This window comes from Streptomyces albipurpureus, assembly GCF_023701525.1.
GTDB classification, from domain to species: Bacteria; Actinomycetota; Actinomycetes; order Streptomycetales; family Streptomycetaceae; genus Streptomyces; species Streptomyces albipurpureus.
In genome coordinates this window covers 114,815-140,168 of record NZ_JAMQAW010000006.1, presented here as the reverse complement: position 1 = coordinate 140,168, position 25,354 = coordinate 114,815, and the positions used below count along the sequence as shown (strand labels likewise).

The window sequence follows — 25,354 nt, the reverse complement described above, 5'->3', positions numbered from 1 at the left end:
GCGGCCATGGCCTCCGGCCCCAGCCCCAGATCGGCGAAGGAGGTGAGTTGGTTCAGGGCGACTGGATGGTGTGTGCCCTTGTGGTGTGAGTGGCTGTGGCGATGCTGGCGGGAGGGGCCTCCGTGAGCCGGGCTGTAGCTATGCGGCGCCCGTCAGGATCGGGAGCCCGCCGCCACCCAGGTGAGGGCGAGATGGCACCGGCAAGGCCAGGCCGCTGACCGCCGACCCGTAGCGGTTGTCAGCGGCACCGAGGAAGAACCTGAGCTGAATGGAATCGCAGCGTGGCCGATCACCTCCCTGGGGCCGTTGCGGTGCAGGTCACCCGATGGGATGACCCAGGAACAGGCCATCGAAGTGCCATCCGTGGCCGGGGCGGCGTGAACTCCTTGCCTAGATGGTCACCAGACTTCTACGGTCCCGGCATGGAACTCCTTGACCAGCTCTCCGAGATGACGAACACCCCCGCACGGGACGCCGCCGGCTCACTCGACGAACTCCTGACCCGGGTGCGGGAGACCGGAATCCCCACCACTCTCACTGAGGGCGACACACCCGTGGCGGTCCTCATGTCCTGGGACGTCTTCGAGGAACTGGAGTCCGCCACGGCAGGTCTGCGGCACGCCAACCACCGACTCCAGGGGTGCCGTTTCGGGCCGATCAAGCCGACTCAAGGCACCGACTGCGGCTGCCGAACCGCCGAGGAAATGGACGCGGAACTCGCACAGGAGGGGCTGTGACCTATCACATCACCTGGGAGAGCTGTGCCCGTTCGGCGTATCAGCGATTCCTCAAAGATGACCGGGACGGAGCCAAGGCACTCACCGCGGCCATCAACAGGCTCGCCCTCAACCCAGAACCAGCAGGAAGTCGCAGCATGGGCAACGCCGGGCACCGCCGCTTGTCAGTAGGCCGATACCGCTGTCAGTATCACGTTGATGGGGCCACCATCATCATCACGGTCATGACCGTGGGCCGGGTCTGAGGTGACGCCGGAAGCCATGAGCGGTCTGACTCTTGGCTACGTACGCCAGCCCGACGGCGGAACAGACGTCTGCTGTCCAGCTATGCCCGGCGCTAGCCGGTCCAACCCCGCCGAGACCATGGCGCGTAACCCAGTGTGCGTGCTGCGCTCAAGAGAGCTTCCACAACCGGGCCGTCAGGTCGATGCTGCCGCTGGCGAGGTACTTTCCGTTGGCGCTAAACGCAATGGAAGTCACGTCATCGGTATGGTCCTTGAGCGTGGCGACGCTGGACTGCTTGGCCACGTCCCAGAGCCGGACGGTCGTGTCGGCGCTGCCGCTGGCGAGGGTCTTCCCGTCAGGGCGGAACGCCACTGAGGTCACACTCTCGGTGTGATCTTCGAGGGTGGCGGTGCTGGTCCGTTGGGCCACGTCCCACAGTCGGACGGTGCTGTCCCCACCGCCGCTGGCGAGGATCTTGTTGTTCGGGCTGAATGCCACCGAGTACACAAACCCGGTGTGGCCCTTGAGGGTGGCGGTGTTGGTGCGGCTGGCCACGTCCCACAGTTGGACGGTCATGTCCTCGCTGCCGCTGGCGAGCGTTGTTCCGTCCGGGCTGAACGCCACCGAGTGCACAAGGCCGGGACCTTTGAGGGTGGAGGTGCTGGCGCGGTCGGCTGTGTCCCACAGGCGGATGGTCATGTCCTCGCTGCCGCTGGCGAGCGTTGTTCCGTCCGGGCTGAACGCCACTGATGTCACATTGTGGGTGTGGCCGTTGAGGGTCGCGCTGACCGTCCGGCTGGGAACGTCCCACAGCCAGATGCCTCCGTCCCCGATGCCGCTGGCGAGGGTCTTGCCGTCGGGGCTGAACGCCAGCGAGTACACAAACCCGGTGTGGCCCTTGAGAGTGGCGGTGTTGGTGCGGCTGGCCACGTCCCACAGACGGACAGTCGTGTCGCTTGTGCTGGCGAGGGTCTTGCCGTCCGGGCTGAACGCCACCGACAACACCATGCTGTCGTGACCCAAGGAGGTGGACCTCAGATCGCCGAATCGTGAGGAGCGACCGTCATCGAGGCGTAGCGCTATGAGCGCACCCGATGTGGCGGCCAGCGCGGTGACGCCGCCGATGACGATGCTGCGGCGACTCGGTCCACGCTGGGTGGTCGGATTGATCGTGTCCGGCGCGGTGGGGGTGGGGGGTGGGTCGGAGCGAGTCCTTAGGGGAGCGGCCTGGGTGGGAGCGGAGTGCAGGATGGAAGCAGTGTCCCGGGCAGCTCGCAGGCGTTGGCCCGTGGTGGGCGCGTCCGGGCGATCGTGGTAGGCCTTGGCCGTCAGAGCGATGAGTAGTTCGCCCAGTGGGCCCGCCTTCGGGGCAGGGGGCAGGGGTTGGGTGAGGACGGCCGTGATGATCGACGTCAGCGTCGGCCCGTTGAACGGCGGATGCCCTTCCACCGCCGTGTACAGCGTGATTCCCAATGCCCACAGATCGGCTGGGGCTTCCACCCGTTTGCCCTCCAACTGCTCGGGAGGCATGTACTGCGGGGTGCCGATGACCGTGTGCGTACTGGTCAGCTGACTGGTGGCGTCCAGGATGCGCGCGATACCGAAGTCGGTGATGACGGTGCGGTCCCCGACGAGCATCACATTGTCGGGCTTCAGGTCGCGGTGCACCACCCCGGCGGCATGCGCGTGGGCGAGCGCGTCCGCCAGGTCCGCGCCCATGCTGGCGGCCTTCTGCCAACCCAGCGGGCCATCGCGGGCGATGAGCCTGGCGAGCGAGTCCCCGCGGACGAACTCCATGACGATCCACGGTGCGCCATCGTGTTCGGCCCAGTCGTACACCGTCACGATGCCCGGGTGGTGGAGCCGGGCGGCGGACCGTGCCTCACGTCTGGTGCGTGCCACCAGTTGATCGCGTAGCTCCGTCGGTAGGCCCGGCGGCAGTAAGACCTCTTTGACCGCCACCACGCGGTCGAGGACCTCGTCGTGGCCGCGCCACACACGGCCCATGCCACCCTGTCCGACCGGCTCATCCAGCCGGTACCGACCACCCACCAACAGACCCGCAACCCCCGCCACGGCGGTCACTCTACCGACGCGGCTTCCGCTGGCACGGCCAATCCGGCCACGACCTCATGGCCCCCGAAGCGCCCTTCCGGCAGACGAATCGCGCGGCATCGGCTTCCTTGGCCCCGCCGACATCACTGAGCGGCCACCCTCCTGAGCCTTGGGTGGGGGCACCCGCGGCGGCGGTCTCTCAGCGCACCGACCACCGGCCCCATGGGCGAGCGGGTTCCGCCCCACCGTGGAGATGCCACCGGGTCCCTCCCACTCTGACGGCGAAGGCATCGAGACCGGCGCTCCGCTCGCTCCCCGTTGGGCGGGCTTCAGCTCCTCAGCGCGGCTCGCTTGTGGGGAGAGTCGGCTGCGGACTCAGACCGTCCGGCCGCTTTGTACGTGGATCGACCGGATCGTGTCCGTCGAGCGGAAGCCCGGGCGGAACCGGGCGTTGGGACGGGGGATGGGACATCATGGAGGGGCGAGGGGCCACCCGGTTGATATCCACGTCGGCATCGCAGTTCGAGGCCGCCATCGTCCCGTCGGTGCCCCGGAGATGGACCGCCTGCACGCCCTGCGAGCCCCCCGCGAACCCGGCGGTGCAGACCAACTGGCGAACCGCCGTGTCATCGAGATCGGCCAGCGGTATCGGCAGATCCAACGCGATCCCGTACTCGACCTGTTGCGCGCCCACCCAGCTCTGCGGGGGCAACTGCGGCAGCCCGGAGCGGAGTCCGGCCGCGCGCTCCTTCGCCACCAGGCCCTCGAACAGCAGATGGACGGACCTGCTCAGCACCGCCTCGGGGCGGGTGTCCGAGCTCTTCCACTTGATCCCCAAGGGCCGCGCCACGGGGACCAGGGCCCCGGAGGAGGATCGGAAGAAGAGCAGCACCGAGTCACCCGGGGTCACCTTGACCGAGGCCGGGCTCCCCGCCTCGATCGGGTCGCTCTCGGCGATGCCGCAGCCCGTGAGCAGCCCGCTGAGCAGCACGGCGCCCATCGCCATGGGCAGCCGTCTCATCCGGTGACCTCCCCGGTGCCGAGGGGGATCTCCACGGTGAAGACCGCGCCCCTTCCGCCGGGGGCGTTCTCGGCACGGACCGTGCCGCCGTGGAGCCGGACGTTCTCCCGAGTGATCGCCAGCCCCAGACCACTGCCCGACGAGCGGGTACGGGCCGCATCGGCCTTGTAGAAGCGGTCGAAGACATGCGGAAGGACCTCGGGTCTGATTCCGGGGCCCCGGTCGATGACCTCGGTCACCAGTAGCGGCCCGCCGTCCCGGTCGGTCCGGGTCCGCAGTCGCACGGTGACCGGCGGGCCGCCGTGGCGCAGGGCGTTGCCGACGAGATTGGCGATCACGATGTCGAACCGGCGCGGATCGAGCCGGGCCCGGATGCCATCCGGTACATCGGTGTGGACCAGGTCCGTCCAGTTCCTGTTCCGCAGCGTTCTGCGGATGGTCTCGGCCGCGTCGACCTCGTCCGTGTTCAGTTCGGCGGCCTGGGCGTCGAAACGGGAGATCTCCATCAGGTCCTCCACGAGTACCGCGAGCTTTCCGGTCTCGGCGCTGATCAGCCGTACCGCCTGGGCGGTGTCGGGGTCCAGCCCGGCCGCGTCCTCGTCGAGGACCTCGGTCACGGCGAGCATCCCGGCGAGCGGGGTGCGCAGTTCGTGCGAGACATCGGAGGCGAACCGCCGGGCGCGGGCCTCGGCCTGGCGGAGCTCCGTAACGGAACGTTCCAGCTGGCCGGCCGATTCATTGAAGGTGCGGGCCAGGTCCGCGAGTTCATCACCGCCCCTGACCTTGATACGGGTGTCCAGCCGGCCACTGCCCATGCGGTGGGCGGCCCGCCGTAGCTCGCGCACCGGCCGCAGAACGCTCCGCGCGGCGAGCAACGCGGGTATCAGCGCTATCGCCAGCCCTGGCAGTGCGCCGTTGCGAGCAGCCGTGACCAGGGCCTCGACCTGGTTCTGCTCATAGGTCATCTTCATCACGGCGTAGAGGACGAGCCCGGTCGACAGGACAGCGCCCTCGCCGGCCTCGAACACCACGGGCATGCCGACGGTCAGATAGGGCACCCCGTCCTTGATGACCCGTTCGAAACTGCCGTGCGGGTAGCCGGCGGCCTTGCGCCGCAGCTCGGGCGTGATCACGGAGGAGACGGGGTTCGAACCGGAGGAGACCCGCATCGTTCCGTACTCGGCGAACACGACCCACGGGCGGGGTTTGCCCTTACCGGCGATGTCGCGCAAGGTCCCCTCCAGGACCGGCCGTTGCACGGGCAAGGTGAGGGTGAGGAGCTGGATCTGGTCACGGAAGGAGGAGACCGCGGTGTCCTGAGCCGCCTGGAGGACGGAGTTGCGTGCCTCACGGTAGGTGAGACCGGCGGTGCCCACCGCGCTCACACCGGCCACCAGGAGGAACGCGAGAATGAGACGGGTGCGCAGCCCGAACGGAGTGCCACGCCGACGGTGGTCACGGGGGGCTACCGCAACCGTCGGCGAGCCCTTGGCGGGGTTCCGCTCCGCCGCAGCCACCGTCTCACCGGTTCCGCCGGGGGCGGCACCCTTTCGCGCGCCCTTCACCAAGGTCCTCACCGCGCCCCTCACAGAGGACCGAAGCGGTAGCCGAAACCGCGCAGGGTCTGGATGTAGCGGGGATTGCCCGGCGCGTCCTCGATCTTGTGGCGCAGCCGCCGCACACAGGCGTCGACCAGTCGCGCGTCACCGTGGTAGTTGTGCTCCCATACCTGCTCCAGTAGCTGCTGACGGCTGAACACCTGCGCGGGGGTGGCACTGAGATGCAGCAGCAGACGCATTTCGGAAGGTGCGAGTGCGAGCCGCCGGCCCGCCTTGGCGACGGTGAGCGCCGAGCGGTCCAGGCAGAGCTCGCCGTGGAACTCGACGGCGGGTCGTCCATTGCCGGGCTGCTCGTCGATCCGCCGCAGTACGGCCCGTATTCGTGCCTCGATCACCTGCGTACGGGCGGGTTTGACGATGTAGTCATCGGCACCCGCCTCCAGTCCGATGACGATGTCGAAGTCGTCACCGCGTGCGGTGAGCATGATGATCGGCAGCTGGCTGTTCTCCCGCACGCGGCGGCAGACCTCCACGCCGTTGACCCCGGGCAGCATCAGATCCAGCAGCAGGAGATCGGGCCGGAAGTCGTCGAGCGCGGCGAGTCCGGCCTCGCCGGTGGCGACCGCCCGTACGTCATGGCCACGGCGACGGAGGCCGAGTTCGACTCCCTCACGTACGGATGGGTCGTCTTCGATCAGGAGTACACGCGGCATATGCGGATTATTCCCCAGGGTGGTCTCAGCGCTTTGCTGCGCGCCCGCCGATACGTCGGGTGACGCCCGAGAGCGCGGCGTCGAGTTCGGTGAGCCGTAGCGGCTTGGCGAGCAGCGCGAAGACCAGCCCGATGGCCAGCCCGCCGCAGAGGCAGGCGACGAGGGCGCCCAGGGGCGCGGCGCTGGTCGCGGTGAAGTACCCGAGGGTCGTGGCGGGGGCCGCGGCGACCAGCAGCCGGGCGTGGGCACCGACCGCGGCGGACCGCCAGAGGCTGTCCCGGCCACCCGCACGATGTGCCCCCTTGGCCCGATGCCCTGAGCCCGAAAGGGTCGTCGGCGCCTCCCCGCGCCGTGGGGCGGGCACCGTGCCCTCCCCGCCCGCGGTCTTGACCTGGGGAGTCAGCCTGCGGCGCAGAACGATCGCCGTCACCACCCAACCCACCATCAACGCCAGCGAATACGCCCCCGCCATGCCCGTGACCGCCCATCGCACCGGGAGCAGTGCGTACGCCGTCACCGACAGGGTCGCGTTGAGCCCGGCGATCACCAGGTTGAGGAGGAAGGGGGTACGGGTGTCCGAGAGGGCGTAGAAGGCACGGGAGAGCGCGTACTGGCCGGAGAACGCGATCAGACCGGGGGCGAAGGCCATCAGGATTCCGGCCATCAGTTTGACGTCGTCGCCATCGGTCCTTCCGTGCCCGAAGACGAGGGCCATCATCGGCTGCGCGAGAGCCAGCAGGGCACAGGCCGCGGGAACGATCATGGCCGCGCTGTTCCGCAGGGCGTAGGAGACATCGCGTCGCACACCCGCCGGGTTGCCATCGGCCGCGGCCCGGCTCATCGCGGGCAGGAGGGCGGTGACGAGGGAGACCGTGATGATGCCGTGCGGCACGGCCCACAGCAGATAGGCGTTGTTGTACGCGCTGAAGCCAGCGCCGCCGTCGATGCCCGACTCCGCCGCCCGCTCGCCCGCGGTCGTCGCCAGCCGGGTGACGACCCAGTAGGCGGCCTGGTTGCTCAGGACCAGCAGGATGAGCCAGCCGGCGGAACGGAGCGGCCGGGTCAGCCCCTTGCCGCGCCAGTCGAAGCGGGGGCGCCAGCGAAACCGTGCCGCTCGCAGGGCCGGGGCGAGGGCCAGGGCCTGGACGGCGATGCCCGCCGTGGTGCCCCAGCCGAGCAGTGCGGTCTCCGCGCTGGTGAGGGTCGATCCGTCGGAGGTCGCCAGATACAGGGCGAACACGGCGATGACGACCACATTGTTCAGGATCGGCGTCCACATCATCGCGCCGAACCGGCCCCGCGCGTTGAGCACCTGTCCGAGGAGGGTGAACACACCGAGGAAGAAGATCTGCGGTAGGCAGTAGCGCGCGAAGGCGACCGTCATACCGGCCTGCTGCCCGCTGTAGCCGGTGTACGCGTCGACGATCCACGGCGCCGCCCACACCGCGCCCGCGGTGATCGCCAGCAGGGCCGTGAAACAGATGGTGAGCAAGCGGTCGGTGTACGCGGCACCGCCGTCCTCATGCTCCTTCGCCACCCGGACCAACTCGGGCACGAACACGGCGTTCAGGGCGCCGCCGACGAGCAGCATGTAGACGATCATGGGCACGGCGTTGGCCACGGCGTAGCCGTCGGCGGCCAGCCCGATGCCGAGTGCCGCCGCGACGACCGAGGAGCGGACGAACCCGGTGGCGCGGGACACCACGGACCCGGCGGCCATGATCGCACCGCTGCGGCCGACGGACGGCGCCGGCTTCTCGGTATCGGTATCGGCGTCGGCTTCCTGGTCCGCTGAAGCCGTGCCCGTCGTGGCCGTAGCCGTCGTGCCCGTCGTGGTCGCCGTCGTCGAGGACGCTTCCGGGGGCCCGTTCACCGGCGCGCCAGATACGCTTGAAACGCCCGGTAAAGCGCGTGGTTGGCAGTGCCGCCCAACGGTTTCTCCCATTCCCCCAGGGTCTCCACAACCTGACCCCCGGTGCCGAGCTTCCAGCGCAGCAGTCCGAACGAACGATCGGCGGGGTCGAGTGTGGAGGGTACCCCGCGCATGTCGTACACCTCCGCGCCCAGGGCGTGGGCATCCAGCATCATCCGCCACTGGAGGGCGTTGGAGGGGCGGACCTCGCGTCGGTGGTCGGCCGACGCGCCGGTCTGGTACCAGACCCGCCGCCCCACGGTCACCATGGTGTGGGCGGCGAGTATCTCGCCGTCGTGGCGGGCGAGATACAGCTTCATCCGGCCCGGTTCCTCCATGTTGAGGGCCGCGTACTGGCGCTCGTAGTAGGCCAGTGCCCTGCCCAGCCGGAAGCCGTCACGCTTCTCGGTGACACACAACAGCCGGTAGAACTCGGGCAGGTCAGCCGCGCTGCCGATCACCACCTCCACACCGGACTTCTGGGCGCGGCGCACATTGCGCCGCCATTCCTGGTTGAGCCCGGACCACAGCTCATCGCGGTCGCGTCCGGCCAGCGGCACCCGGAAGACATGGCGGGGCTGCGCGTCCCCGTCGCCACCCCCACTGTCGCCGCAGCGCTGCCAGCCCCGGGCGCGCAGCCGTTCCGCGACCGCGGTCCCGAGCGGGTCGACCTCGCAGTCGAGGACATCGGCCAGCTGCCGGCCGGCGCCGGTCCGCTCCTTGAGCGGCCCGGCGTCCCAACGACGGTGGGCGGGCGCAGGGCCGATGCGTACCGCGAAGACTCCCGCACCTCGCAGATGGCGCAGCAGCGGATCGATCCAGGCATCGATGTCCGGGTCGGCCCAATCGGCCACCGGCCCCTCGGGCAGATAGGCGAAGTACCGGCGGGTGCCGGGGAATTGGCGAAGAAGCACCAGCGCGACACCGCTGAGCCCGCCCGCGGCGGGAGCCGAACCCCAGCCGAGCAGCAGGGGCCGCCAGCCGTCCTTGACCTGGGCCCAGGAGGGGCACTGCAAGAAGCCCGCGCCCAGGGCCGCTCCCGTGCGGGAGGCGAGGAACGCGCGGTAGGCGTCCGCACCGATGGGTTCGAGCCGCACCTGCTGCTGGTGGTCCTGCCCGCCCCGGCCTGTTGTCACAAGGAGTGCCGACACAGTGAGCCCTTCTTCCACAGCCCCGACCCCGGCCTGTCGCGGGGACGCCCCGGATGCTCACAGCCGTGCGTGACCGTCCCGAGCGGCGAAGGTGACGGGACGATGACCGTTTCCCACCAGTGGCTGTCATCAGGCAACCCCACGCGCTCACCTGCACGTTTAGTTACTAGGGTCGCTGATTCAGCCGCCCGCTCACCGATCCGAACCCAGCCGGAGGTCTCCGTTGCGCCCGATATCCGCGCGCCCCGTACGTCATACGACCGCGCGCCTCGCGATGGTGGCCGCCGTGCTCGCACCACTCGCACTGACCGGCTGCACTTCCGACCCGGCCAGCGCGAAGACGGACGACAAGGCGGGCGGGGCCAAGGGCGGTGGCAGCCCCGCGACCGTGACGGTGACTCCGAGCGGCAAAGCGGTGAAGCCGGGAGAGCCGGTACGGGTCACAGCACAGGGCGGCAGCCTCACCTCGGTCACGGTCACCGACGGCAAGGGCGGGCGCCTCACCGGCAGGATATCCGAGCGGAACACGGTGTGGACCTCCCACCGCCGGGCCGTACCCGACGCCACCTACGCGGTGACGGCCGTGACGAAGACAGCGGGCGGTACGACGGGAACGCGGCAGGCCTCCTTCTCCACGGCCGCGGCGGGCAAGGTCAACAAGGTCGACTGGCGTCCCGGTGAGAACACCACCATCGGCATCGCCCACCCGATCTCCCTGGTCTTTGACAACCCGGTCAAGAACAGGGCCGAGGTGGAGAAGCAGCTCAGGGTCACCACCTCGAACAACACCGAGGGGTCCTGGGGCTGGATGCGGGACTGGTCGGGCAAGGACCGGGTGGACTGGCGGCCCAGGGAGTACTGGCGGCCGGGCACCAAGGTCAGTCTGAAGGCCGAGTTGAACGGCACCGACTCCGGGGCAGCCGGAGGCTGGTTCGTACGGGACTACTCGACCGCCTTCACCATCGGCGCCCGCCAGATCGTCCAGGTCGACCTCGACAACTTCAAGCTCACCCTGAACCGCGACGGCAAGCAGATCCGCGGCATCCCGATCTCCGGTGGTACCCCCGGCGGCGACAAGCGCTCCTGGCGCGGCACCACCGTGCTGATGTCCAAGGAAGGCACCATCAACATGAACTCCGAGACCGTGGGCCTTGGAGACGCCTACAACAAGATGGTCGACTACTCGATGCGGCTCACCTGGTCCGGCATGTACGCCCACGCCGCGCCCTGGAACTCCGCACACCTCGGCCGCGCCAACAAGAGCTCGGGCTGCGTGGGCATGAGCACCGCCGACGCGGCCTCCTTCTATCGGGACGTACGGGTGGGCGACCCGTTCGAGATCACGGGCGAGGACACCAAGGGCACCCCCGGCCAGGGGAACGGCTTCAGCAACTGGAACCTCTCCTGGGAGCAGTGGCGGAAGCTGAGCGCACTGCGCTGAGCATCCGACCACCCACCGGGGGGCCGTGGCGGGCGAGGTGGCCACGGTCTCTGCGCGAATCCCGTCGGTCTGTCGCAAACCAGACTTCCTCTCACTCTCGGTATGCGCGACGCTACGTAAAGTGCTGGATGATTCTCTGGGAGGGATACATATGGGCAAGCACGGAGACGGCAAAGGCGGCGAGGAGGGGGATCAGGTCCAGTCCCCGCGGGAATCGGACGGCCAGTGGAAGAAGCCGGTGCCTCCGCCGGAGCCCGAGGACCCGCCCAGCGAAAGGACCTGATGTCACCGTGAGTTCACCAGCCCGCTTGGTGGAGATCCTCGCCGCGAAGGGCGCACTGGTCGCCGGATGGGAGAGCGCCGTCGCCACCGTGCCGCGCGAGCTCTTCGTCCCCGACAGCATCGATGCGCGGGGGCGGGCGGTGCTACGGAGCAGTCAACTCGCCGAGTGGCGGACCTGGGTGTACGACGATGTCGCGCTGACCACGCAGATCAACGACGGCGATGAGACAGCGGTGGGTATCTACCAGCTCCCCACCTCCTCCAGCTCGATGCCGTCGGTCATGCTGCACATGCTCGATCTGCTCCAGGTCAACCCAGGTCAACGCGTACTGGAGGCAGGCGCGGGCACGGGGTACAACGCTGCTTGGCTCGCCCATCGCCTGGGCTCGCAACAGGTGACATCGGTGGACATCGACCCCGTGCTGGTCGAGCGGGCCGCCAAGAACGTGGCAGCCGCGGGATACACCCCGGGGATCGTCTGCGGTGACGCGGACCAGGGGTGGCCTCCGGGGGCGCCGTATGACCGGCTCATCGCCACGTACACCGTGCCTGCCGTTCCCTACGCGTGGATCGAGCAGACCCCCCGAGGGCGGATCGTGACACCCTGGGGCGGCAGCTTCTTCCCGCACAGCTTCCTCAGCCTGGATGTCGAAGCGGGGGTGGGGCGCGGGCGGTTCAGCGGCTTCCCGTCCTTTATGCGCACCCGCAACCAGCGTCCCCATCGGGGATACCTCCGTGACTTCCTCCACCACACCGACCAGGCCACCACCTCACACACCGCGGTGAACCCCTGGCATCTCGTCGGCGACAGCGACGCCCTGTTCTATATCGGCCTCACCCTCCCCGACGCCTGGTACGTCCTCGTCGAGGCAGCCGACGACAGCGGTGAGGCGACCCTGTGGCTGCTGGCCGACGACCGCGGTTCCTGGGCATCCGTGGACTACGCCCCCGGCCGGACCGACTACGTCGTCGAGAGTTACGGGCCCCGACAGTTGTGGGACGAGACGGAGGCGGCGTACCGGACCTGGGAGCACCTGGGCCACCCCACACGGGACCGTACCGGGCTGACCGTCACCGCGGACGGGGAGCGGGTCTGGCTCGACACGGAGGATCACATCATCGTTTGACGGGAGTCCATGCTTGAGAGGAACCCAGCGGTGGCGCGGATGGGCCACCGAGGGCCCTTCACCGGGTCATTGGCCCACATATAGGAGTCGCCGTCAGCGGGGACGGTCATCCCGAAGTCATACAGAGAAGGGGAGCCCTCGGCGACCCACCGAGCCCAGGCGCCTTCCAACTCGCAGGCCAGTCGGCGCGGGCCACCCTGGTAGGCCGTGATCCGTCCGTCGCCGACCGCGGACAGCGCCGCCCATGAGCTGGCTCCGTCATGGAGCCAGGCGTTGACCCCATCCGCATCGACAGCGGTGTCGATCACCAACTCGGGCAGGGCGACCCGCAGCGCGAACCGCAGATGCCAGTCGGTGTGCAAGGGGGTCATGTCATAGGCGACGGGCCGCTCGTCGTCCGGCGGGCTCTCACCCCGAACACAGCTGTACGCAGGGACCGTTGGGGTGCCGCGGGAGGGCATGAAGGTAGCCAGTCCCCGCACCCTGCCGGAAGCGGATCGGCCATCGGTGGCGACGGTGAGCGCGAGGTGACCCAGCCGCCCCCACGGGGTGACGATCCGGCCGCCCGGACGGGTCCCCGCGACCCATGCGTAGGGCACACGGTCGACCGCGAAGGTGGAGATCACCCGATCGTAGGGAGCACCGCCCGGCCAACCGGCCGTACCGTCCCCGGTCTCGACCTTCACCCGGGCCCCGGCCTGCTCCAGCCGGGTGCGGGCAGCCGCGGCCAACGACGGATCCGCCTCCACGCTGGTGACCTGGTCGGGGCCGGCACGCCAGGAGAGCAGTGCCGCGTTCCAACCGGTCCCGGTGCCCAGTTCCAGTACCCGCTCCCCGGGCTCCGGCTCCAGGCAGTCCAGCATGTCGAAGACCACACTGGGACAGGACAGGCTGGAGGACGGCACACCATCGGTGACCTGGGTGACGGCCGCGTCATCGGGGCCCGCGTACACCTCGGCCGCCCACCGGTCCGCGTCATCGTCCCGGTCGATGGGGACATAGCCGTGCCCGTCCCAGGCCCAGAGCAGGTTCGGGGCGAACTGATGCCGGGGGAGCGCCGAGTTCGCCGCCCGGAGCCAGGGGGAGCGAGCGGGCCAAGCCCCGCGCTCCTCCAGGCTCTGCGCCAGCGCACGGTGGAGGTCAGCGAGCGTCACCGTGACTCACTTTCGATGCTCGCCTTCGCCTGGCTCGGGTTTGGGGACCTGGCCATCGGAGTTTCCGGGAGGTGGCTTGCCCTTGCCGAGGTCTGGCGGCGGCTTCTCGTGCTTGCCCATGATTGTTCTCCCCGCTCACTGCCGGTTGACGGCTTTGAACCCACGAGTCTGCTTCTCCCCGGCGCATGGAACTGTTCGCGGGGCATCGATCACGCTAGAGGGCGCAGTGGGAGCAGTGGCAGAGCGCGCGGGGGCGCCCTTTTCGGCAATGCGACAACGGCACCATCGGTATCGACAGATGCACAGCCTGGAACCATTCCCACACCGGGCCTCCTCGGTCCTCTATCCGCAGACCTCGGGGCCCTCAGCCCCTTGATTCAGCCACCCGAGGAGATCGCCGGTCACCCGCTCCCCGCTGGTGGCGATGGACTCATCAAGGGCGCCCAAGTCCAGCCGGTACACCGAGGTCCGGTCCTTTCCATGGTGGCGCATCAGGAGTCCGCGGCCTCCGCTGTCGTCGCCGACCAGTACCCAGGGCGGGGCGTACTTCCGTACCTCGTAGGTCTTGTTCCGCTCGCTGATGCTGCCCGGACCATAGATATGGATGCCGTTCGGCAGCAGCACGCCCGGTGTGGTGCGCCACAGCCGGGCGATCGTCGGGTTGGGGCCGTCGCCCAGACCGGAGGCCAGGGCGGTCTGAACGGTCAGAAAGCCGGCGAAGCCCTCCGCGTATCTCTCCTCCTCGCCGGTGAAGTGGTCACGGCGGAGCACCGGGTACTCCTGGTGGCCTGACTGGTCCGACTGGTCCAGGGCGAAGGAGAAGCTGTCGCCGCCGTCCGGCTCCTCGTAGAAGTGGAGTCGGTTGCCCATGAGGCGACCGGGGGCAAGGAGGGACTCGGGAGCGTCCCGGTGCTCTTCCGGTGCGATGGTGGCGATCTCCGTGCCGTGCAGGGTGCCGCTCCCATAGGTGGTCAGCCACCAGCGGTAGGACCCCGGCAGTGCGCCCACCACCGACTCCGCCGCCCGGACGGCAGGCTCGGGAAGGCCGCGGCCGGGGCGGGCGCTGATGATCGCTGACCCCTCGATCAGTTGGCGCAGCAGTACGAGATCGGGGTCCATATGGGTGATTCTGTCAGGTGCCGGGGCTGGCTTGGCCGGCCCACGCCCATCTGGACACTCCTCCCCGGCCGTGGTCCGCATTGAGTCAACTTATCCGTTGGTGAGATCCGTCGATCGCGGTGTGAGCCGCTGGCCAGGGGTGGGGCACTCGGTGGTGGCATCAACCGGAAGGTGGTGCTTCGTGGGGGGTGGCCTTGACCCCTTCAGAGGGGGGCTTCTAGGGTCCACCCCGCGCTCCTACGACTCAAGAACTGTCATGCCCATGACCATTCCATGTGTTCTGGAGGTCCGATGAAGCTCCGATCCCTTGTGCTACCGCTCCTTGCTGCGGCCGGGATGCTCGTGCCCCTGGCAGTGCCGGCGGCGGCCCAGCCATCCCCGACACCCTCGGTGCGGACCGCCACCACACAGGCGGACAGCACCGTCTTCGCCGAGTCCCTCCGTCTCCGTGGCGAACTGGGCTTCGGGACGAGCGCCAGCGAACTGAGCGCCATCGTCCAGCAGCGCTCCCGCGCCCAGGCGGGCCTGGGAACCCTCGTCAACGAGTGGGGGTTCATCGGCACCGCCGCCGAGGCGAAGGAGATGCGACGACGGGATGCGCTGCTGGCGTCCGTCGCGCCCACGGTGAGAGGGCTCGCCCAACGCGACGACTTCGCCGGGCACTTCCTGGACAATCGCCAGGGCGGCCGCCTGGTCGTCCAGTTCGCCGGAGCGTTACCGGCACAGCAGACCCGGAAACAACTGCTCGCCCGGGCCGGGGTCGCGGGCAGTGCCGCATCCGATGTGGAGTTCCGTGTCGTCAAGCACTCCACCGCGCGGCTCACCCGGGCGATGAAGGCGCTCTGGGGGTCGGTGCGCACGGCGGCGGCCGTGTCCCCGATCGTGGCCATCGATGAGGATGTGGTCGCCAATCGCCTCAAGGTGACCATCAGCAGGGGTACTTCGCCCCACGCGGTACGCGCCACCCTGGCCAAGCTCGGTGTGACCGCGCGGATCAGCGAGGGCGAAGGCATCGAGGAGGCCTGTACGTCCCGCAATGTCTGCGACTCGCCGCGCCGTGGCGGAGTGGGTGTGAGCTTCGCCGGAGTGCTCTGTTCCATCGGCTGGGTCGTCAACCGGGCCGGGGTGCGCGGAGCGGTGACCGCAGGTCACTGCGGCTGGGGAACCAACACCGGTACGGTGAGCTCCGGCGCGGGCGCCTATGGCTCCCTGACCAACATCAACGCCCTGAGCGCCGGCACATCGGCCGATATGCGCTATATCTCCATCCCTAGCGGAGGCCAGCCATGGCTATACGAGAGTGCCGCGGTCAAGGCCCGGGTGGTGACGGGTTCGGCGCTCGGAACCATCGGTGCCACCTCATGCCTCTACGGCCGCAACTCCGAGAGTGCCCGCTGCGGAACCATCTCGTCCACCAATGCCAGTCACACCAGCAGCACCTGCGGCTGTGTGGTCTATGGGCAGTCCGCGGCCTCGTACACCAGCGCCGGCGGTGACAGCGGTGGTGCGGTGGCGAGCAGTACGACCGGTTCCACCGCGCGCGGGGTGCACTCCGGGACCTTCGGTGGTGCCAAGCACTACAGCTGGATCGGATACACCTCCACCTACAACATGGGTTCCCTGGCCACCTGATAGCCCGGGAAGTGATGTGGTGCCGTCCACCGGAGGGGTGGGCGGCACCGTCCCTTTCCGCGGTGGGGAGGACATACGGATGCGGTCAGCGCGGGACGAACCCGGCACTCCCCGGGAGGCGTTGGAGCGGGCGGAGTATGTGGTGACCGCGGACATCGGACCGCGGATGGGCACCGCGGCCGGTGGGGCCGTCTACTCGGTGAGCACCCTGGGCCTGCCGGTACTGAAGGGCGACGAGGTCGGTCACACCGAACTGGGGGTCGTGGTGGCACCAGTGCCCTGCCCGGCTGGTGCTGGCTGTGGATGCGCCGAAGGCCGCCCTGGTGCCGATCCACTCGCCGGGCTGCGGCGGGCCGTTCTCTTTCTTCGGTGGGACGACACCACCGGGTACTGGCACACGCTCACCCCGGGGGTGCTCCCGCCGCTCGGGCCCCAAGGCTCGCTGCCGGGCCACTGGCCCAGTGGCTGAGCGGGGCAGAAGACAGCGGCCCGGATGGCATGGGCGACGCCCGGGGGACCGAAGTCCACCCGGGCGTCTCAGCTTGGACCGGTTAACGGATGCCCCTGCTGCCGGGTCCAGCCGTCATGTCCGAGCCGTCATATCCGAGCCGTGCCACAGCAGGATTGCCACGTCAGCGTTGCCACATCAGTGACGACACATCAGTCGTCCACTTCCGGGGTGACACATCAGCCTTCACCCATGAGCGGTTGTTCCCGCTGCCGCTGCCGCTGCCGCTGGTGCGTCTGTGTCAGCAGCCGGGGAGCGTCTCTAGAAGGTGAGCTTGAAGCTGTTGATGTAGCCGGTGTCCTGGGCGGCCCGGTCCTGCACCCGAAGCTTCCAGACTCCGTTCGCCACCTCGGCCGAGGCATTGACGGTGTACGTCGTCTGGACGTTGTCCGCCGAGTCCGACCCACTGAAGGGCTTCAGCGGGAAGACGGTGCCATCGGGTGCCACGAGATCGACCACCAGATCACCGCGCCAGGTGTGGATGATGTCCACACCCACCCGCAGGGCCGCCGGGGCGTTGCCCGTACGTCCGGAGACGGTGACCGAGGAGGTGACCGCAGGTCCGTTGTCGGGGACGGAGACATCGGTGGTGTTCTCGAAGACGGTGCCCGGGTTGGGCTCACCGCCACCGGGGCGGGCGCCGACATTGATCGCCGCCCAGGCATCGGTCACGGCCTTCACCTCGGGGCTGGTGGCCCCGTAGAGCTCGGTCGCCACCGCGAGGGTGCCGGCGCGTGCTCCCGCGTAGTTCGTGGTGGAGTTGAACTTGGTGGTGAGCGCCTTGTACCAGATCAACGCGGCCTTGTCCCGGCCGATGGCGGTGACGGGCAGTCCATCGCTCGTCGGCGAGTTGTAGTTGACGCCGTTGACGGTCTTGGTGCCACTGCCCTCGGACGCCAGATAGAACCAGTGGTTCGCCGGGCCGGACGAGTAGTGGACATCGACACTGCCGATTCCCGCGTACCAGTAGTCCTTGGACGCGCCGTCCTTGCTGGGCTCGTCCATGTACCGCAGCGGGGCGCCGGTGCCGCGGATGTCGATCTTCTCGCCGACGAGGTAGTCGCCGACGTCCTGGGGGTTGCTGGCGTGGAACTCGACGGCGGCGGCGAAGATGTCCGAGGTCGCCTCGTTGAGGCCGCCTGACTCACCGCTGTAGACGAGGTTGGCCGTCGCGGACGTCACACCGTGGGTCATCTCATGCGCGGCCACATCGATGGATGTGAGGGGCTTGGCGTTGGCCGCCCCGTCGCCGTAGGTCATGCAGAAGCAGGAGTCCTGCCAGAACGCGTTGACGTAGTTGTTGCCGTAGTGCACCCGCGACGACGCACCGACACCGTCACCACGGATACCACTGCGGCCCTGGACGTTCTTGAAGTAGTCCCAGGTCACTCCGGCGCCATAGGCGGCGTCCGCGCCCGCCGTCTCACTGTTCGCCGGCAGACCGTTGCCCCAGACGTCATCCGGCCCCGAGAACAGCGTCCCGGTCCCGGACGTGGCCCGGTTCAGGTTGTACGTCCGGTGGTTGCCGCGCCCGGAGTCGGTGAGGTTGTACGAGGAACCGGACTGCGTGCTACCGAGGGCGACCTGGCCGCTGTACTGGGTGTTCCCGGTGCCGTTGTGAACCGCCTGCCACTCATACAGCTTCTTACCACTGCCGGCATCGGTGACCACATGCAGCTCATTGGGGGTGCCGTCATGCTGCAACCCCCCAACGACCGTCTCATACGCCAGCACCGGCTTCCCGCCCTGCGCCAGCCAGACGACCTTACGCGGCGCACGCTCCGCCACCGTCCTGGTCGACCCCTCCGCCTTCGCCCGGCCCAACGCCTGCCGCTGAGCCACCGCGGGCGCCAAACCAGCCGTCGTCCCCACGTTCCTCAACGAAACCGTCGAAGCCCGAGCGACCGACTCGGTGGCACCCGCCTTCGACTCCGCCACCACCAGATCGCCACCAAGGACCGGCAACCCGGCGAACGTCCGCTCATAGCGGGTGTGGGTGGTCCCATCGCGATCCTGCGTGACATCGCGAACCACCAACTTCTCCTGAGCCGTCAAGCCCAGTTCCCTAGCGGTAGCCGCCGTAGTGGCACTCTGCGCACGAATCAACTCCGCACGCCGCGCCGGGCTCAGACTCAACGGCAACGCGCCCGGATCAACCTTTCCCACCTTCGCCGCAGCCGGTGAGGCCGCCGACGGTGCCGATGACACGGCGGCCGAAGCGCCGCCCTGGAAACCAACGGCCAACAGGGCCGCACTCGCTATGAGTGCTCCGGTCGCGGTGGTACGACGACGATGCGTGGATCTCACGCGAACTCCTTCTGCAAGGGGGGTGACGGACGTTGGGGTGGTGACGTCCGGGCAGGGAATGCGGAGCGTTGTGGTGCGTGGTGCGTGATGTGGGGACCGGGGAAGAGTTGCAGGAGCACATCACTTCTGTCAGGAGCGCGTCAAGAAATTGGCTGAAATTCGTTCGCTGAACGTGCGGTCGTGTTCGTTGAGCGGTGCACTCTGGCGTGTACACCTCAGGTCGGTCATTCGGGTGATTAGTGGACGGTGGGGAGTGTGATCGCCGCTTTGGTCGGTCATCGACTCGGTCGGCGGCCCCTGGTTCGCGGTGATGGCGGGCGGGGCGTGGGGCTTTGCGCGGTGCGGGGCTCGCTGTCGCGCCGCAATGGTCGCCGATTTCCCGCGGCTGGAACCTGATGGCGGAGGTGTGGAGAGGGGGGTGTTGTCCGGGTGTCGTTGTGATCCGTGGAAGGGGGTGTCGTGGGGTGTGTCACCTGCGATGCGGTTGCCATTTTAGGTCAGGTGACCTATATTGAGGGAATGAACGATGACCTGACATTCGATCCCCGTGGTCCCGTGCTCCTCGTGGGCGGTTACGGCACCGTCGGCGCCGAACTGGCACGACTGGCCGCCCCCCATTGGCCGCTTCTGCTGGCCGGCCGCACCGTGGAGCGCGGTCAGCGGCTCGCCCAGGAGACCGGCGCCCGCCTGGTGCGCTGGGATCTCGGGGACCCAAAGCCCTTCCGGGAGGCGGTACGGGCCGTGGTCACCGTGGTGAACGACCCGGATGACCGCGTACTGAGGGCCGCGGTGCGCGGGCAGGTGCCCTACGTGGACGTGGCCCGGTGGACCGCCCGGATGCAGCGTGCCGCGACCGTCGCCGCCCTGCTGCGACCGACCGCGCCGGTGCTGTTGTCATCGGCGTGGATGGGCGGAGTGGCCAGCCTCTCCGCCGCCGCCCTCGCCGAGGACCTCGGCGGTGCGGATACCGTCGAGGTGGCCATTCGCTGGGACCTCAAGGACCGGGCGGGAGCCGACTCGGTCGAGTTCATGGACCGCTTCGGATTGGACTTCGAGGTCGTCCAAGGCGGTCGGCGACACACGATCATGCCGCTCAGCGACACGCGTACGGTGCGGATCGGAGCGGTACCGACCAAGGTGACCCGCTTTGACACCCCCGAGCAGTTCACCCTGCCGCTCACCCTCGGCACCACCACCGCGACCACCCGAATCGGTTTCAGCTCCGCTTCCTCCACCTCGGCCCTGCTGGTCGCCAAACGGCTCGGCTTCTTCCGATGGGGCCGTGGTGAGCGCTTCACCCCTGCCAGGCGCGCCCTGCTGTACGCACCCGGTGAGGGCGGCACCGCGCAACTGCGCGTCGATGTCAGCCATCGGGGCCGCACCCTGACCGCGACCGTCACCGACCCCGCCGGCCAGGCGCATCTGACCGCCCTCGGCGGACTGCTGGCGCTCCAGCGCGTCTTGGGCGCCGACGGTGCGCCCGCTCCGACCGGGGTCGTCTTCCCGGAGCAGACCCCCATCCCCACCAAAGTGGCGGAACAGTTCGCCACGTACGGTGTCACGATGGACACCACCTCCGCCCGCGCCGCTGACGAAGCGCTGCACACCGCGGGGCGGGCCGCATGAGCGACTCCTCCGCGCAACCCGCTGGCCAGCGAGCGGGCACCGGGAAGGGTGCGCTGAAACGCACCGCACTGCTCGACGCGGCCGAGGAGATCCTCCTCGCCGACGGGTACGCGGAACTGTCCATGCGGGCCGTCGCCGCCGCGGCGGGAGTGCGCCTGGGACACCTCCAGTACTACTTCCCCACCCGCGCCGACCTGGTCGGCGCGGTGCTGGGCCGCGTACTGAACCGTTCGCTCGACCGGCTTCAGCCGCTGCTCGCCGCCGAATCGGCGGCGCGGGCGACTGACCCGGCCCAAGTCGTGCGGACCATCCTCGCGGAACAGGAAGACCCGCGACTGGTACGGCTGTTCACCGATCTGTGGGCGCTGGCCGCCCACGATGAGACGGTCGCCGAAGCCGTCCGCGGCTTCTACCGCGACTACCAGGATCAGGTCGGCGCCTTCCTCCACCAGTGCCGCCCCGATCTGACCGAACAGGTCTGCCGCTCCCGGGCCGCGGTGTTCACCATGCTGATGGAAGGAGCCGCCCTCTTCCGCTCCGGCATCGCCGCCCACCGCACCACCACGACCGATGCCGAACTCCTCACCCTCGCCGCCACCCTGTTCAGCGCCCCACCTTCCTAGCAGCGGACAACCCCGTGCCTTGGTGCTCCCGGCCGCGAGAGGGAAATCCGGGTGCTGGTGGGGGCGGCCGATGGCATGATCCGCCGGATGAAGGTACTTGTCATCGGGGCTACGGGAACCATCGGCAGCGCCGTCGTGAGCGCGTTAGGCACCTCCCATCAGGTGATCGGCGCATCGCGTCATGGTCGGCTGCGGGCGGATCTGGATGATCCGGCATCGTTGGATGCGCTGTTCGCCCTGGTAGGAGACCTCGATGCGGTGGTCTGCTGCGCGGCCAGTGGTCCCTTGGTGACCCTGGACTCGGCGACCGACGCGGAGATGGCGACCGGGGTACGCGGCAAACTGTTGGGCCAGGTGGCCCTGACCCAACGGGCCGTACACCATCTGGGCGAGGGCGGCTCCATCACACTCACGGGAGGCACCTTTTCCGCGCCGCTGGCCGGCGGCTCGCTGGGAGCGCTGATCAACACCGGTCTGGAGGGCTTTGTGCGCAACGCGGCGAGCGAGCTGCCGAGAGGTCTGCGCATCAATCTGATCAGCCCCGGTTGGATCAAGGAGACCCTGCGCGGCATGGGTGCGGACGACACGGACGGCACACCCGTCTCGGAGGTCGCCCGGGCCTATGTGCGGGCCGTGGAGGGAACAACCCGGGGACATGTCTTCCGCCCCTGACCGCGGCTGACCGAATCGCCCTCTCCGCAGCGGAGAGGCAACGCGCCGCGGTGCCCACCGCATGCCATGAAGGGGTGGACTGCCGTACGGTCGCCGCCGCTCGGCGACAGGCGCTGGGGGGCGAACTTCCGACTGACGGCGACCGGGAGGGCGAACTGCCGAGGTGGAGCCGAGCTGTTGTAAGAGACGCCCGGGCTCGACCCGGCCCGGCGCGGTTCACGGCGGGGCACACCCCAGCACGGTTTCGCGGCGGGGCACCCCCTGCTTGCCCGACCGGTCGGGAGCCCGGTCCGCGGGCACCGGGTTCCCGGTTCCCCGCGGTGGCGGTGGCGGTGGCGGTGGCGGGAGGCGAACGAAACGGCGAGCATGGTCAGTAGAGGGCATTGTTTGCTTATCCGATGTCTAGGCCCTTACGTGTGAAAAGCCCGTTGTGCATGCGTTCGCTCGGTCGATCATGGTGAAGCATGGGAAGCACGCCGCCCCTTGACCACGCGGAGGCCGGTCTGCCCAGCGCTGGACGTCCTACGGCGCGGACGCCGGGCAACACCGCGTCCCCCGGGGCTGGTTGATCGCAACCCTCTTTGACTGCAAGGAGTTTCACCATGGCATCCGACCTGAGTCCCGAGGGGCAGGAACAGCTCAAGAAGCTGGAAGAAGAGCTGCGGAAGAAGGAACAGAATGCCCAGAAGGACCAGGAGCTGAAGGAGGTCAAGGAGCAGCTCAAGCAGCAGCAGCAGGAGCTGAAGGAGATCAAGGAACTCCTCAAGGCCCTGACGGAGAACAACGACAAGAAGACCCTGCCCAAGCAGGAGGACGGATCGTCGGGGGGATCGAAGTCACTGCGGCGCCCCATGCTCAAGGCGGAGACCGTGGGGGGTCACGCGATCGGGGGCGGACTGGCGCACGGCGAGTTCGCGGCTCGACTGACGGATCCCACCAACAACAAGCCCATCGCCGGCAGGCTGATCCGGTTCGTGGGCGACGGTGGCCAGGAGATCTGCCAGCAGACGACCGACGCCGATGGATGGGCGAGGGTTGACTCGGGTTCGAGGATTCTGGACCCGCTCCTGGTCGGCCATGTGCTGGGCAACGGCTACAAGGCCAAGTTCGAGGGCGACGAGGAGTGGCTCGCCACGGAAGCGAGGGCCTCGGCCAGCGCGGGAGTCTGACCCGCCAGGCTCTGTCGTCCTTCGGCCTCGCGCCTGGCGAGGCCGGCCGCTCGGCTCCACCGCCGAGCTGAAGTCCCCTCGCGATCCAGCTGTGCGCCTTGCGGCACCCTCGGCCTACACAAGCCCGGAGCGCATCGCGGGTCTGCGGGTTGCGGCAGTCCGGCTGCCGTCGCCAGCCTGATGCTGACGACGGCAGCCGGAGCGAACGACGCTGAGTGCTCGTCCGCACCGCCGCGCCGGCCGCCGTGACGCTCCTGCTGAGCCGGGAACCAGCCCTCTCAGGGGCCCGCCCAGGCTGCTGGATGCCTGGCGCGTCGAGTCGCGCACTCCCAACGGCCGACGCGCCTCCTCACACAACGGCGCGCGACGAGCTCGGGACCCTCCGACGAGGCTTCCCGACACCGCCGCTAGACCAGGCTCTCCCGCCATGCCTGGTGCAGCTTGGCGAAGCGGCCGGTCCCGCCGATCAGTTCGGCCGGGCTGCCGTCTTCCACGACACGGCCGTGCTCCATCACCAGCACCCGGTCGGCGACCTCGACCGTGGAGAGCCGATGGGCGATGACCACAGCGGTACGCCCCCGGAGCACCGTATCCATGGCGTGCTGCACAGCCCGCTCGCCCGGGATGTCCAGCGAGCTGGTCGCCTCGTCCAGGATCAGTACGGCCGGGTCGGCGAGCAACGCCCTGGCGAAGGCCACCAGCTGACGCTGGCCTGCGGAGATCCGGCCGCCTCGCTTGCGTACATCGGTGCCGTAGCCGTCCGGCAGGCTCATGATGAAGTCATGTGCGCCGATCGCCTTGGCAGCCTGTTCGATGTCCTCCTCGGAGGCGTCCGGGCGCCCGATGGCGATGTTCTCGGCGACCGTACCGGAGAACAGGAACGACTCCTGGGTCACCATCACCACCCCGCGGCGCAGCTCGGGCGTCGCCAACTGGCGGAGGTCTGTGCCGTCGAGGAGGACCCGGCCCCTGGACGGGTCGTAGAAGCGGGCCAGCAGTTTGGCCAGGGTGGACTTACCGGCGCCCGTCGAGCCCACGACCGCGATGGTCTGGCCCGCGGGAATGGTCAGATCGAAGGCGGGCAGCACCTCCCCGCCGGTGCGGTAGCCGAAGCTGACACCGTCGAAGACCACTTCCCGGCCGGGGTGGTCGCCCTGCCGAGGAGGCAGCGTGGTGGGGTTCTCCGCCTCCGGGACGGTCGGTTCCTGGGCGAGCAGGCCCGCGATCTTCCGCAGGGACGCGGCGGCCGACTCATAGGAGTTGAGGAACATGCCGAGCCGGTCGATGGGGTCGTAGAGGCGACGCAGGTAGAGGACCGAAGCCGCCAGCACACCGAGTGCGAGCACTCCGTCCGCCACCCGGTAGGCCCCCCACAACACGATCCCGGCGACAGCGGTGTTGGCGACGAGCCGGGAGCCCAGCACATAGCGGGCCAACTCCAACAGTGAGTCACCGTTGCTGCGGCTGTGGCGCGCGTTGACCACCGCGAACGCGGTGTCATTGACCTTCTCGCGCCGGAAGGCGCGCACCGGGCGGATGCCGTTCATGGTCTCGGCGAACTTCACTATCACCGCGGCCATCGCGGTGGAGCGCTCGCTGTAGATGCGGGCCGCGCGGCGCTGGTAGAGCCGTATGAGCAGATAGAGCGGGACGAAGGAGGCGACGGCGACTCCACCGAGGCCCAGGTCGAGCCAGAGCAGCATCGCCGAGATGTAGATGAAGGCGAGGAACACGTTGATGAGCTCCTGAAGCCCCTCCTCCAGGAGCTCACGCAGGGACTCCACATCCGTCGTCGAGCGGGAGATCAACCGCCCCGAGGTGTACCGGTCGTGGAAGTCCACACTCAGCGCCTGGGCATGGCGGAAGATCCGCCCCCGCAGATCGAGCAGCACGTCCTGGTTGAGACGCCCGGAGACCATGATGAAGAGGTACTGGAGCAGACCGGCGCCCAGGGAGGCGACCGCGTAGCCGGCGGCGACGGCGATCAGCGGGCCGTAGTCGTGCTCCCGGAAGGCCGGTACGCCACGGTCGATGGCGTACGCGACGAGCAGCGGGCCGGCCTGGATGGCGGCCTGCTGGAACAGCAGGATCAGCGCGACGCACAGCACCCGGGGGCGGTGCGGCGCCAGGAGCGAGCGCAGCAGGCGGCCGGTTGCGCCGTTCTCGGTCGGCAGATCGTCCTGGTCGAAGGGGTCTGCCGCCCGGGCCGGCGCGTCGGACCTGCCCAGTGCCTGATCCGGTCGGGGTTCCCGTTCCTGATCCGACGCGGCTTCCTTGCCCGCGCCGGGCCGGCCGGACATCTGCTCCTGCCGGGAAGGGTG

Annotated in this window: 21 protein-coding genes; 11 read left to right on the top strand and 10 right to left on the bottom strand. The window is 69.0% G+C overall.

The window, feature by feature from the left end; all coding sequences use genetic code 11:
• Positions 1-422 precede the first annotated feature (422 nt).
• Positions 423-737 carry a type II toxin-antitoxin system Phd/YefM family antitoxin gene (locus tag NBG84_RS05745; protein ID WP_250918172.1) on the top strand — a complete coding sequence of 105 codons (315 nt, stop codon included), beginning with the start codon at positions 423-425 and terminating at the stop codon, positions 735-737.
• Entirely contained in the window at positions 734-982 is a 249-nt protein-coding gene (locus tag NBG84_RS05740) for a type II toxin-antitoxin system RelE family toxin (protein ID WP_250918171.1), read from the top strand. The genes NBG84_RS05745 and NBG84_RS05740 overlap by 4 nt, the downstream gene beginning before the upstream one ends.
• Before the next feature lie 148 nt (positions 983-1,130).
• Here the strand turns inward: NBG84_RS05740 and NBG84_RS05735 are convergent, their stop codons facing one another.
• The 6 genes from NBG84_RS05735 to NBG84_RS05710 form a co-directional block, all read right to left on the bottom strand.
• Complete coding sequence (locus tag NBG84_RS05735; protein WP_250918170.1) at positions 1,131-3,038, bottom strand: WD40 repeat domain-containing serine/threonine protein kinase; 1,908 nt, start codon at positions 3,036-3,038, stop codon at positions 1,131-1,133.
• Positions 3,039-3,354: 316 nt separating this feature from the next.
• Positions 3,355-4,038: a hypothetical protein gene (locus NBG84_RS05730; RefSeq protein WP_250918169.1), complete on the bottom strand. Its 684-nt coding sequence runs from the start codon at positions 4,036-4,038 to the stop codon at positions 3,355-3,357.
• Entirely contained in the window at positions 4,035-5,465 is a 1,431-nt protein-coding gene (locus NBG84_RS05725) for an ATP-binding protein (RefSeq protein WP_250918427.1), read from the bottom strand. Before NBG84_RS05725 ends, NBG84_RS05730 begins: the two co-directional genes overlap by 4 nt.
• A 158-nt stretch (positions 5,466-5,623) precedes the next feature.
• Positions 5,624-6,310, bottom strand: a complete 687-nt coding sequence (locus NBG84_RS05720; protein ID WP_250918168.1) for a response regulator — start codon at positions 6,308-6,310, stop codon at positions 5,624-5,626.
• Between the two features lie 25 nt (positions 6,311-6,335).
• On the bottom strand, positions 6,336-8,255 hold the full coding sequence (gene murJ / locus NBG84_RS05715; RefSeq protein WP_425608577.1) for a murein biosynthesis integral membrane protein MurJ: 1,920 nt from the start codon (positions 8,253-8,255) through the stop codon (positions 6,336-6,338).
• Positions 8,180-9,373: a lipid II:glycine glycyltransferase FemX gene (locus tag NBG84_RS05710; RefSeq protein WP_250918167.1), complete on the bottom strand. Its 1,194-nt coding sequence runs from the start codon at positions 9,371-9,373 to the stop codon at positions 8,180-8,182. Before NBG84_RS05710 ends, murJ begins: the two co-directional genes overlap by 76 nt.
• Positions 9,374-9,647: 274 nt before the next feature.
• Here NBG84_RS05710 and NBG84_RS05705 point away from each other — a divergent pair, with 274 nt between their 5' ends.
• From NBG84_RS05705 to NBG84_RS05700, 3 genes are all read left to right on the top strand, one after another.
• Positions 9,648-10,814 carry a L,D-transpeptidase family protein gene (locus NBG84_RS05705; protein ID WP_250918425.1) on the top strand — a complete coding sequence of 389 codons (1,167 nt, stop codon included), beginning with the start codon at positions 9,648-9,650 and terminating at the stop codon, positions 10,812-10,814.
• Positions 10,815-10,965: 151 nt separating this feature from the next.
• Positions 10,966-11,097, top strand: coding sequence for a hypothetical protein (locus NBG84_RS40500; protein ID WP_285366390.1), 132 nt, complete (start codon positions 10,966-10,968; stop codon positions 11,095-11,097).
• A 7-nt stretch (positions 11,098-11,104) separates the two neighbouring features.
• Entirely contained in the window at positions 11,105-12,223 is a 1,119-nt protein-coding gene (locus NBG84_RS05700; protein WP_250918166.1) for a methyltransferase domain-containing protein, read from the top strand.
• On the opposite strand, the gene NBG84_RS05695 is transcribed toward NBG84_RS05700, so the two are convergent.
• On the bottom strand, positions 12,208-13,377 hold the full coding sequence (locus NBG84_RS05695) for a methyltransferase domain-containing protein (protein ID WP_250918165.1): 1,170 nt from the start codon (positions 13,375-13,377) through the stop codon (positions 12,208-12,210). The genes NBG84_RS05700 and NBG84_RS05695 overlap by 16 nt on opposite strands.
• A 342-nt stretch (positions 13,378-13,719) precedes the next feature.
• Complete coding sequence (locus NBG84_RS05690) at positions 13,720-14,496, bottom strand: SMI1/KNR4 family protein (RefSeq protein WP_250918164.1); 777 nt, start codon at positions 14,494-14,496, stop codon at positions 13,720-13,722.
• Between the two features lie 291 nt (positions 14,497-14,787).
• Between NBG84_RS05690 and NBG84_RS05685 the strand changes: the two genes are divergently transcribed.
• Positions 14,788-16,128, top strand: a complete 1,341-nt coding sequence (locus tag NBG84_RS05685) for a S1 family peptidase (protein WP_250918163.1) — start codon at positions 14,788-14,790, stop codon at positions 16,126-16,128.
• A gap of 79 nt (positions 16,129-16,207) precedes the next feature.
• Positions 16,208-16,597 (top strand): hypothetical protein, encoded by a 390-nt coding sequence (locus tag NBG84_RS05680; RefSeq protein WP_250918162.1) that lies wholly within the window; start codon positions 16,208-16,210, stop codon positions 16,595-16,597.
• Between the two features lie 300 nt (positions 16,598-16,897).
• On the opposite strand, the gene NBG84_RS05675 is transcribed toward NBG84_RS05680, so the two are convergent.
• Positions 16,898-18,943, bottom strand: coding sequence for a M4 family metallopeptidase (locus NBG84_RS05675; RefSeq protein WP_250918161.1), 2,046 nt, complete (start codon positions 18,941-18,943; stop codon positions 16,898-16,900).
• A gap of 519 nt (positions 18,944-19,462) precedes the next feature.
• Here NBG84_RS05675 and NBG84_RS05670 point away from each other — a divergent pair.
• The 4 genes from NBG84_RS05670 (at position 19,463) to NBG84_RS05655 (ending at position 23,033) form a co-directional block, all read left to right on the top strand.
• Positions 19,463-20,569, top strand: coding sequence for a saccharopine dehydrogenase family protein (locus NBG84_RS05670; RefSeq protein ID WP_250918160.1), 1,107 nt, complete (start codon positions 19,463-19,465; stop codon positions 20,567-20,569).
• Complete coding sequence (locus tag NBG84_RS05665; protein ID WP_250918159.1) at positions 20,566-21,192, top strand: TetR/AcrR family transcriptional regulator; 627 nt, start codon at positions 20,566-20,568, stop codon at positions 21,190-21,192. The genes NBG84_RS05670 and NBG84_RS05665 overlap by 4 nt, the downstream gene beginning before the upstream one ends.
• 87 nt (positions 21,193-21,279) lie before the next feature.
• Positions 21,280-21,864, top strand: a complete 585-nt coding sequence (locus NBG84_RS05660) for a short chain dehydrogenase (RefSeq protein WP_250918158.1) — start codon at positions 21,280-21,282, stop codon at positions 21,862-21,864.
• Between the two features lie 602 nt (positions 21,865-22,466).
• Positions 22,467-23,033 carry an Ig-like domain-containing protein gene (locus NBG84_RS05655; protein WP_250918157.1) on the top strand — a complete coding sequence of 189 codons (567 nt, stop codon included), beginning with the start codon at positions 22,467-22,469 and terminating at the stop codon, positions 23,031-23,033.
• Positions 23,034-23,440: 407 nt separating this feature from the next.
• On the opposite strand, the gene NBG84_RS05650 is transcribed toward NBG84_RS05655, so the two are convergent.
• Positions 23,441-25,333, bottom strand: a complete 1,893-nt coding sequence (locus NBG84_RS05650) for an ABC transporter ATP-binding protein (protein WP_425608582.1) — start codon at positions 25,331-25,333, stop codon at positions 23,441-23,443.
• Positions 25,334-25,354: the final 21 nt, after the last annotated feature.